General features: G+C 73.6%; 2 protein-coding genes. Both read left to right on the forward strand.

The annotated features are described in order from the left end of the window. The first annotated feature begins 149 nt into the window (after positions 1–149). Entirely contained in the window at positions 150–1,547 is a 1,398-nt protein-coding gene (locus tag ABZY11_RS43910; RefSeq protein ID WP_356484537.1) for a PQQ-binding-like beta-propeller repeat protein, read from the forward strand. Positions 1,548–1,575: 28 nt separating this feature from the next. Further along, a partial coding sequence (locus ABZY11_RS43915; protein ID WP_356484538.1) for a serine/threonine-protein kinase occupies positions 1,576–2,515 on the forward strand: 940 nt, incomplete at its 3' end.

The following is a 2,515-nucleotide window of genomic DNA, read 5'->3' on the forward strand; positions in this document are numbered from 1 at the left end:
GGCAGGGCCCCCGACCTGCTCGCCCTGCTCGACGACGCGCTCGACGCGGGCGCCGCCCCGGTCTCGCCCCGCCCGCCGGGGGCACCCCCCAGGCCCCGCCGCCGCGTCGCTCCCGTCGCGCGCTGGCCGTCTCCCTGGCCGCGCTGATCGTGCTGGGCGCGGCCACGGGCGGAATCCTGGCCTGGCGCAACGGCCGCGGTGCCCCCAACGAAGCCTCCCCGGGGGGAGGTTCGGCCTCGCCCGTCAAGATCGTGGCGGGCGTGGACGAGAACGGCGGCCCGGACGCCTCGGGCACGGTCCCGTACGGCCGCGACGTCCGTCCGGCGGGGTGGACGAAGTCCTGGAAGGGCAAGTTCACCGGGTCGCCCGTCGGTTGTTCCGCGGGCCGGGACGTGGTGGTCTGCCGGAAGACGGACGGTACGTACGAGGCGTTGTCGGCGGCGGACGGGCACCAGTTGTGGACGCTGGACACGGGGGAGCACTCCCGTTCGGCGGGCTGGGGGCCGCGTGGTCAGTTCTTCATGCCGGCCAGTGCCACCCGTCCCACCGTGTACGACGACACCGTGCTGCTCGCCGCGGGCGACCGGCTGCAGTCGCTGGACGCCCGCACGGGGAAGGTCCGCTGGGAGACCCGGTCCGGTGGCGCGCACAACCTGGAGAGCGCGCCGCTGGTCGTCGACGGTCTGGTCTTCGCCGCCACCACATGGTCGCCCGCGGGCGCGGAGCTCGCCGCCTACGACCTGAGGACCGGCACCGAGAAGTGGCGCAAACCGCTGGCCCCGCAGGACATCTCCGAAGCCCAGAAGGGCAACTTCTGGCCGGTCGCCACCGATGGCAAGGTGGTGTACGCGGTCGGTGAGGACGCTCCGAAGGCGTTCCGGCCGAAGGACGGCACGCTGCTCGGCACGGCCGGTGGCGAGGCCGTTCAGGCGGGCGGCGAGCGGTCGAACTCGGGGTGCGGGGACCTCCGGTTGCACGGTGGTTCCGCCTTCTGCACGGCCTACGTCACCAACGAGGACCCCTCGGGCTTCGGCAGTGACGCGATCCTGCTGCGGTTCTCGGCGGGGACGCTCAAGTCGCAGGGGCGGGTGGCGGTGGATCCGGCGCTCGTTGCCGAGGCCACACTCACCGCGCTCGACGACCGGGTGATCACATTGCGCCGGAGCAGCGACGACATACCGGATGAGCTTGTCGTGGTGAGCCGCGAGAACGGCCGGGCCCTCGGCCGGTTCCCGCTCGGCGGGAAGACGGAGCGGGGCATGAGCAACCCGGTCTCCGACGCCCTGATCGTCTCCGACACCGTGGTCTGGGCGGACAGCACGACGCTGTACACCGTCCCGATCCGCCCCGACGGCACGCTGGGCCCACCGGCCAGGACCAGGCTGCCCGGAGCCCCGGGCCCGAGCAGGACACCGACGTACGACTCCGTCACCAATGGCATCGATCTGGGGCAGGAACTGCTCGACCCGCAGGTGCTGCCGGTCGGCGGCGTCGTGCATGTCGTGTACGACGACGGCACCACGGTCTCCGTACCGCTGCCCGGATGAACGACGAACCGCTTGAGGGGACCGCGCAGTGATCGAGCCGCTTCCACCCGGCAGAGCCCGGCTGATCGGCCCGTACCAGCTTCTCGGGCTGCTGGGCGCGGGCGGCATGGGCGAGGTGTATCTCGCCCGGCCCGCCGGTGCGCCGGACCCGCTCGGCGGGCTGGTCGCGCTGAAGACCGTACGCGCCGATCTCGACCTCGACGACGGCTTCCGGATCCGCTTCCGGCGTGAGATCGACGCGGCGGGCGCCGTACGAAGTCCGCACACCGCGGCCCTCGTCGGCGGCGACGCGAACGGCCGGCTGCCCTGGCTGGCGACCGAGTACGTCCCCGGCCCCTCGCTCGCCGAGGCGGTGATCCGCGGCGGGCCGATGCCCGAGCCGGTGGTGCGCGAGATGGGCGCCGGTCTCGCCCGCGCGCTCGCCGACATGCATGCCGTACGCGTACTCCACCGCGACCTCAAGCCGGGCAATGTGCTGCTCGGCGCCGACGGGCCGAAGGTGATCGACTTCGGGATCGCCCAGGCTTTTGACGCCACCCAGCTCACCCGGACGGGTGTCGTGGTGGGCAGCCCCGGCTACATCTCGCCCGAGCACGTCAACGGCTCACGGGCGCTGGTACCGGCGTCGGACGTCTTCTGTCTCGGTGCGGTGCTCGCCTTCGCGGCGACCGGCCGGGGCCCGTTCGACGACTCCGACATGGCCGCGGTGATCTTCCGGATCGCCCACGGCGAGGCCGAACTGTCCGGCGTGCCGCCGCAGTTGCGCGCGGTGATCGAGGAGTGCCTGCGCAGCGACGCCGGGGCCCGGCCGACTCCTCAACGGCTGGCCGACATGCTGCTGCCCGAAGACCGGGCGGCCGGCTCCCCGTTCCCCTGGACGGAAGCGGTACGGGGGCAGCTCGCCGCGCACGCGGCCGGGGCGCGCGCCGTCGCGGAGGCGGCCGCAACGGCCGCTGCCGCACCGCCGG

The sequence above is a fragment of the Streptomyces sp. NPDC006510 genome, from assembly GCF_040611955.1.
Lineage (GTDB): Bacteria > Actinomycetota > Actinomycetes > Streptomycetales > Streptomycetaceae > Streptomyces.